The organism is Pseudomonas sp. ES3-33 (assembly GCF_000952175.1).
In the GTDB taxonomy this organism is placed as follows: Bacteria; Pseudomonadota; Gammaproteobacteria; order Pseudomonadales; family Pseudomonadaceae; genus Aquipseudomonas; species Aquipseudomonas gregormendelii.
Map to the genome: position 1 here is coordinate 41,421 of NZ_JZRI01000111.1, position 7,435 is coordinate 48,855.

The 7,435-nt window shown below is 60.5% G+C and carries 6 protein-coding genes; all 6 read left to right on the plus strand.

Annotation, left to right across the window (positions count from 1 at the left end; all coding sequences use genetic code 11):
• The 6 genes from UB23_RS19110 to UB23_RS19135 are packed head-to-tail and all read left to right on the plus strand — an operon-like array spanning nt 1 to nt 7,125.
• Entirely contained in the window at nt 1-1,443 is a 1,443-nt protein-coding gene (locus UB23_RS19110; RefSeq protein WP_045060862.1) for a mannose-1-phosphate guanylyltransferase/mannose-6-phosphate isomerase, read from the plus strand.
• The gene (locus UB23_RS19115; RefSeq protein WP_045060863.1) at nt 1,444-2,241 is read left to right on the plus strand and encodes an ABC transporter permease; all 798 of its coding nucleotides are present in this window, start codon (nt 1,444-1,446) and stop codon (nt 2,239-2,241) included.
• Entirely contained in the window at nt 2,241-3,506 is a 1,266-nt protein-coding gene (locus tag UB23_RS19120; protein ID WP_045060864.1) for an ABC transporter ATP-binding protein, read from the plus strand. The genes UB23_RS19115 and UB23_RS19120 overlap by 1 nt, the downstream gene beginning before the upstream one ends.
• The gene (locus UB23_RS19125) at nt 3,503-4,879 is read left to right on the plus strand and encodes a glycosyltransferase family 4 protein (protein ID WP_045060865.1); all 1,377 of its coding nucleotides are present in this window, start codon (nt 3,503-3,505) and stop codon (nt 4,877-4,879) included. Before UB23_RS19120 ends, UB23_RS19125 begins: the two co-directional genes overlap by 4 nt.
• The gene (locus tag UB23_RS19130; RefSeq protein ID WP_045060866.1) at nt 4,863-5,993 is read left to right on the plus strand and encodes a glycosyltransferase family 4 protein; all 1,131 of its coding nucleotides are present in this window, start codon (nt 4,863-4,865) and stop codon (nt 5,991-5,993) included. The genes UB23_RS19125 and UB23_RS19130 overlap by 17 nt, the downstream gene beginning before the upstream one ends.
• A 1-nt stretch (nt 5,994) precedes the next feature.
• Nucleotides 5,995-7,125, plus strand: coding sequence for a glycosyltransferase family 4 protein (locus UB23_RS19135; RefSeq protein ID WP_045060867.1), 1,131 nt, complete (start codon nt 5,995-5,997; stop codon nt 7,123-7,125).
• Nucleotides 7,126-7,435: the final 310 nt, after the last annotated feature.

The window sequence follows — 7,435 nt, forward strand, 5'->3', positions numbered from 1 at the left end:
ATGCTGATTCCCGTGATTCTTTCCGGTGGTGCTGGTACGCGGTTGTGGCCGGTATCGCGAGAAGGCCAGCCGAAACCCTTCATGATGTTGCCGGACGGCCAGTCGTTACTGGGCAAGACCTATCGGCGTGCTGCCGGTTTGCTGGAAGGCTGGGGCGACATCGTGACGGTGACCAATCGCGACTACTACTTCCAGAGTAAGGATCACTATCAGGACGCACAACTGGGCAGGCATCGCGGGCACTTTCTGCTGGAGCCGACGGGGCGCAATACCGCTCCGGCAATCGCGGCGGCCGCCCTCTCGCTGCAGGCACTGCATGGTGACGAAGCGATCATGCTGGTCATGCCCGCCGATCACCTGATCGTCAACGAAGAGGCCCTGAAGCAGGCTGTCGAACATGCGGTGACCCTGGCCCGGTCCGGCCAGCTGGTGACCTTCGGGGTGGTGCCGACCGCACCGGAAACCGGGTTTGGCTACATCGAGACCGGCGCAGCGCTGGACGAAAATGGCGCCGCCCGTGTGCAGCGTTTCGTTGAAAAACCCGACCTGCAGACCGCAACTCATTACCTTGAAAGTGGCAACTTCCTGTGGAATTCCGGGATGTTCTGCTTCTCGGTAGCCACTGTCCTGGCGGAACTGGAAACCCACGCCCCGACACTGCTGGAGCAGGCCAGGACCTGCATGGCAGCCAGTGCGGCAGTGGAAACCGCCGGCGGCCTGCAGCAGGAGCTATCGCCTGCGCTGTTTGGCGAGATCATGGACATTTCCATCGACTACGCGTTGATGGAGCGCTCCGACAAGGTGGTGGTGGTGCCCGCCCGTTTCGACTGGAGCGACATCGGCTCCTGGGGTGCAATCGCCGCCCTGGTGCCCGCGGATGCGCAGCACAACCGTGCGGCAGGCGAAGCCATCTTCATCGACAGTCACCATAACTTCGTGCAGAGCGAAGATCGCCTGGTGGCCACCGTTGGCGTGGAAAACCTGATCATCATCGACACCGCCGACGCGGTCCTGGTGGCTCATGCCGACCGTGCCCAGGATGTGCGCCAGGTGGCCAGGCAACTCAAGGACAAGAAGCACGAAGCCTATCGCCTGCACCGCACGGTCAGCCGGCCATGGGGCACGTACACGGTGCTCGAGGAAGGTCCACGCTTCAAGATCAAACGCATCGTGGTCAAGCCTGGTGCCAAGTTGTCCCTGCAGATGCACCACCACCGCAATGAACACTGGGTGGTGGTCGAAGGCATGGCCAAGGTCACCAATAATGGCACCGGCACTCACCTGGTAGCCAAGAACGAATCGACTTTCATTGCCGCCGGCCACAAGCATCGCCTGGAAAATCCCGGGGTGATCGACCTGGTGATTATTGAAGTGCAGAGCGGCGAATACCTGGGAGAGGACGATATCGTCCGCTTCGAAGATCAATACGGCCGGACGGTTTGAATGCTGCGTAATCTTTACCAATCGTTGTGGAGTTACCGGGGTTTTATCCTCGGCAGCGTCAAAAGAGAGTTTCAGGCGCGTTATCGCAATTCGCTGTTTGGTGCCTTGTGGACCGTGCTCAACCCGCTGTCGATGATCGTGGTCTACACGGTCATCTTCTCCACCATCATGCGCGCCCGCCTGCCGGGTGTGGATGATGGCCTGGCCTACAGCGTTTACCTGTGCGCCGGCCTGCTGACCTGGGGCCTGTTCGCCGAGATCACCACCCGCAGCCAGAGCATGTTTCTGGAAAACGCCAACCTGCTGAAGAAAATCAGCTTCCCGCGCATCTGCCTGCCGGTGATCGTGCTGCTCAATGCCGGGATCAATTTCGCGATCATCCTGGGGTTGTTCCTCGGCTTCCTGCTGATCAGCGGACGGCTTCCGGGCATGGCGTTGCTGGCCCTGATACCGCTGCTGATGCTGCAGGTGATGTTCGCCGCCGGACTGGGGATGATCCTCGGGGTGCTCAATGTGTTCTTCCGCGACGTCGGGCAATTTTTCGGCATCTGCCTGCAATTCTGGTTCTGGCTGACACCGATCGTGTACCCGCTGTCGATCCTGCCGCCGGGCATCCAGCGCGTTATCGAGCTGAACCCGATGACGGCGTTAATGAACAGTTACCAGAACCTGTTCCTCTATAACCAATGGCCGAACTGGAGCTCGCTGCTCCCGCTGCTGGTGATCGGGCTGTTGTTCTGCGTGATGGGGCTGCGGCTTTTCCGCCAGCGTGTTGGTGAAATGGTGGATGAGCTCTGATGGGACATATACGCGTCAGTGGCCTGGGCAAGGCCTACAAGCAATACCCGAATCGCTGGAGCCGGCTGTTCGAATGGCTGGTGCCGTTCTCCCCTACCCGCCATCACTTGCACTGGGTGCTGCAGGGTGTCGACTTCGAGATCCAGCCCGGCGAAGCCGTTGGCATTGTCGGGGTCAACGGCGCTGGCAAAAGTACCCTGTTGAAGATGATCACCGGCACCACCCAGGCCACCTGTGGCGAGATCAAGTTGCAAGGTCGAGTCGCCGCGCTGCTGGAGCTGGGCATGGGTTTCCACCCGGACTTCACCGGGCGCCAGAACACCTTCATGGCGGGCCAGCTGCTCGGCATGCAGGTCGAGGAAATTGAGGCGCTGATGCCGGAAATCGAAAGTTTTGCCGAAATTGGCGAGGCCATCGACCAGCCGGTCCGCACCTATTCAAGCGGCATGCAGATGCGCCTGGCGTTCAGCGTTGCTACGGCGCGCCGTCCGGATATCCTGATCGTCGACGAAGCATTGTCCGTGGGTGACGCCTACTTCCAGCACAAAAGCTTCGACCGCATCCGTAACTTCCGCAAGGCCGGCACCACGCTGCTGATCGTGTCCCACGACCGATCGGCGATCCAGTCGATCTGCGATACCGCCATCCTCCTGGAAAACGGGCGCATGGCCATGCGCGGCAAGCCTGAAGAGGTGATGGACTACTACAACGCGATGCTCGCCCAGCGCGAAGGCCAGACGGTCCGCCAGGAGATGCTTGCCAACGGCCAGGTGCAGACTATTTCCGGTACAGGCGAGGCCGGCATTCTCAGCGTGCGCCTGCTCGATCCAAAGGGCCGCTCGGTGGAAGTGGCCGAGGTCGGGCAGGCGATGGTGCTGGAAGTGCAAGTCGAAGTTCGCCAGGACATCGAGCGGCTGATCCTTGGGTTCATGATCAAGGATCGCCTCGGCCAACCCATGTACGGCATCAATACCCACCGCATCGACAAGGCCCTCACCGACCTGAGCGCCGGCGAGCGGGTCACTTACCGATTCGCTTTCGACATGCGCCTGGGCAAGGGTAATTACTCGGTGGCCCTGAGCCTCTCGCGCCTGGACTCGCACCTGGACCGCAACTTCGAGTGGCGCGACTACGGGCTGGTCTTTCACGTGATCAACAACCGTCGGGAAGACTTCGTCGGCTGTTCGTGGCTCGAGGCCCAAACCAGCATTACCCGCTCCAGCGAGAGCACTATCGAAGCGGCCGCCCCAGAGGAATTGCGATGACCCGACTGCTGGTGGAGTGCACCTACGTTTTTGAACATCCTCACGCCAACTCAGGCATTCAGCGGGTGGTGCGCAACGTCATCCAGCAGCTACCGGCGGCAAATTCCACCCGTGAATGCATTCCCGTGGTGATGGTCAACGGCGCGTTGTTCGAGGTGAAGAGCCTGTCGCCGCTGGAGACGCCGAAACTCGACCTGATGAGCCTGCGGGTGAAGCTCGAACAGATGGCCAACCTGTTCTGGCTGCGCCACCGCACCCTGGAACGACGTCGCCCTTTCAGCGAGTCGAAGTTCGCCCGCCGCGTACTTTACGTGGGGTGCCGCCTCGCCGCGTTCGCCTGCCTGAGCCTGCCAATGCGCGTGCTCGACCGGGTACTCAAAGGTCAGAAGGTGCCTGAGCGTTGTGTGCCGTTGCAGCATCGGGCCGGAGACCAACTGGTGTTGCTGGACTCGTCCTGGCACGCCAATTTCTTTCCCCTGGCCGAGCAGCTAAAGCGTGACGGTGTCGGCATTGTGTCGGTGATCTATGACCTGATTCCCCTGACTCATCCGCAGTTCTGCGACGCGGGCCTGGTGAAAGTGTTCAATGAGTGGTTCGACTGGATCGCCCGCACCGCCGATGGCTACGTGGCGATTTCTACGACTATTCGCGATCAGGTCCGCCAGGAGATGGTGCGCCGGGTTGGCACTGAACAGGTGGCACAACGCTGGTTCGACTATTTCCACCTGGGCTCGGAACTGGACTTGAGCGACGCCCGCTCATCCGTCGATCAAGGCCTGCTGGACATGTTCAAAAAGCCGCAGCCGGTGTTTCTGATGGTCAGCACCATCGAACCGCGCAAGAACCACGCCTACCTGCTGGATGCGTTCGAGCGCGCCTGGGCGGCTGGGTCGCTGGCCCGGTTGTGCATCGTCGGCAAGATTGGCTGGAAGTGCGACGCCCTGGTCGAGCGTATCCGCCGCCATCCCGAATTGAACAAACGGTTGTTCATGTTCAACGACCTGTCGGACAGAAGCCTGGAGCATGCTTACTCCCACGCCACTTCGCTGGTCTTCCCGTCTTACGTCGAAGGGTTTGGCTTGCCGCTGGTGGAAGCCATGCAGCGCGGGCTGCCGGCTATGGCCAGCGACATACCGGTGTTTCGCGAAATTGGCGGTGATTACATGGCCTATTTCGACCTTGCCAAGCCGCAGAGCCTGGCCGACCTGGTGATCGGCATGGAAACCACTGGCGTGTTCCCGGCAGCGCTGAACCTTGACGGCTGGCGCTGGCTGTCCTGGCGTGAAGCGAGCGCGCAACTGGTGGAGCGCATCGAGCGCAACCTGCACAACGTGGCAAAAGTGCCTGAGAGCCAACATGCGAATTGCCCTTAACGCACGCATTCTCCAGGCGCCGAGAACCGGTATCGGGCATTACGTCGCCGAACTGGTAAACGCCCTCGCCCAAGAGCCGGACGTCGATTTGGCATTGTTCCACGGCTGGGGCTGGAGTTCGGCACTTCCCGAAGCCGCGATGCCCGGTTACTCGCGACTGACGCCATTGTTGCGACAAATCCCCGGGGCCTATCAGGCAAGGCGCTGGCTGGAGCAGAAACGGTTCGACCAGCGGCATTCCAAGAGTATCGATCTGTATCACGAGCCGAGCTTGTGGCCGTTGTCGTTCGATGGCCCGACGGTTATCACCCTGCACGACCTGACACATATGCACTATCCCGAAACCCAGCCGGCTGCACGCTTGCGGGAGATCGAGCGGCGCCTGGCCGATGGCGTACAGCAGGCACGCCTGATTCTGACGGACTCACAATGCATTGCCGACGAGGCACAGGACTATTTCGCACTGCCAGCCGAGCGTTTTGTCGTTGCGCCACTCGGTGTGGCCGCGCGATTCCATCCCAGGTCGGACGAGTCCATCGATAAAGTGCTCAAAACTCACGGGGTCGACGCCCGGGAGTATTTCCTGTGCGTCGGCACCCTCGAACCGCGCAAGAACCTGACCCTGGCACTGCGCGCCCATGCGCGACTGCCCGAAGCCATGCGCCAGCGTTTTCCGCTGCTGATCGCCGGCATGGCAGGCTGGCAGCGCGAACAGTTCAACGACGAGTTGCGCTCAGCCCTTGCCGCCGGTCATGTGTGTCTGCTGGGGTATCTGCCTGATGAGGACCTGGCCCAACTGCTGGCCGGCGCCCGGGCGCTGGTCTTCCCGTCCCTGTACGAAGGGTTTGGCCTGCCGGTACTGGAAGCCATGGCCAGTGGTACCCCGGTGATACTCACCCGTGCATCGGCCATGCCCGAAGTTGCCGCCGACGCCGGCAATTACATTCAGCCGGACGATCCCGACTCCTTGCGTGATGCGATGACCCGGCTGATCGAAGACCCGACGCATTGGCAGGCCTGCCGTGCGGCGGGGTTGCATCGAGCCAAGCTTTTTTCCTGGGAGCGTTGCGCGAAGGTCACAGCCCGCGCCTACCGCCAGGCTATGGGAGATTGATATGCGAGTTCTGCACTTTTATAAAACCTATTTGCCCGACTCCATGGGTGGCATCGAACAAGTCATCTTCCAGATGAGCGAAAGCGGCGCCCGTCACGGTGTCGAGAGCACGGTGCTGACGCTGAGCAACAATCCGGCGCCAGGCGTGTTGCAGATCCGCGAACATCAGGTTAATCAGGCCAGGATGGATTTTCAGCTGGCCTCTACGGGCTTTTCCTACAGCGTCTTCAAGCAGTTTCGCGAGCTGGCAGCCGAAGCGGACGTGGTCAATTATCACTTCCCCTGGCCCTTCATGGATCTGGTGCATTTCTGCACGGCCACCAAGAAACCCTGCGTGGTCAGCTATCACTCGGACATCATTCGCCAGCGCCATCTGCTCAGGCTGTATCGGCCCTTGATGCGTCGATTCCTGGACAGTGCCGACCGCATCGTTGCGGCTTCGCCTAACTATTTTCACACCAGCGATGTGCTGAAGGACTACCGCGAGAAGACCAGGGTCATTACCTACGGGCTCGACAAGTCAGGTTATCCACAACATGACGCAGCGCGTACCGAACGCTGGCGCCAGCAGCTGGGCGACAAGTTTTTCCTGTTTGTTGGAGTAATGCGTTATTACAAGGGCCTGCATATCCTGCTGGACGCCATGCAGGGGCTCAATTATCCGGTGGTGATCGTGGGCGCCGGCCCTCTGGAAAAAGAGCTGCATGCCCAGGCGCAGGCCTTGGGTCTGCGCAACCTGCACTTCCTCGGCTTCCTCGGCGACGAGGACAAGGTCACCCTTCTGGAGCTCAGTTACGCGGTGGTCTTCCCGTCTCACCTGCGCTCTGAAGCGTTCGGTATTTCGCTGCTTGAAGGCGCGATGTACGGCAAGCCGATGATCTCCAGCGAGATCGGCACAGGCACCAGCTACATCAATATTCACAATGAGACCGGGCTGGTCGTGCCGCCCAGTAATCCACAGGCGTTTCGTGAGGCGATGCGCACCCTTTGGGAAAACCCGGCGCTGGCGGCGCAAATGGGGGCAAACGCGCAGGCGCGGTATCGGCAGTTGTTTACCGCTGACGAGATGGGGCGCAAGTGGGCGGCTCTGTATGAAGAGCTGTTGGCCGAGAAATCGTTGGCTTACGCATGACCTGGCTGATTGTCGCGTTGTTCATGGCCCTGTGGCCGCTGTGACCCTTGTGATCCTGTGATCCTGCGATCCCTGTGATCCCTGTGATCCCTGTGATCCCTGTAGGAGCTGTCGAGTGCAACGAGGCTGCGATCTTTTGACGTTGGTTGCAGGATCAAAAGATCGCAGCCTCGTTCCACGACACAGCTCCTTGTATGTTGACCCAGCACCCAGCGAGAGAGGTCTAAGCTCGTTGGTGCTGACATACAAAGATGTGTTTCTGGGGGAGGCCGATGGCTCCTGAAGGCAGGACTTGCGCCTGACCTTGTCT

Coding starts and splice junctions, on each gene's coding strand:
- UB23_RS19130 (WP_045060866.1), top strand. CDS start 4,863: ATGCGAATTGCCCTTAACGCACGCATTCTCCAGGCGCCGAGAACCGGT.
- UB23_RS19125 (WP_045060865.1), top strand. CDS start 3,503: ATGACCCGACTGCTGGTGGAGTGCACCTACGTTTTTGAACATCCTCAC.
- UB23_RS19115 (WP_045060863.1), top strand. CDS start 1,444: ATGCTGCGTAATCTTTACCAATCGTTGTGGAGTTACCGGGGTTTTATC.
- UB23_RS19110 (WP_045060862.1), top strand. CDS start 1: ATGCTGATTCCCGTGATTCTTTCCGGTGGTGCTGGTACGCGGTTGTGG.
- UB23_RS19120 (WP_045060864.1), top strand. CDS start 2,241: ATGGGACATATACGCGTCAGTGGCCTGGGCAAGGCCTACAAGCAATAC.
- UB23_RS19135 (WP_045060867.1), top strand. CDS start 5,995: ATGCGAGTTCTGCACTTTTATAAAACCTATTTGCCCGACTCCATGGGT.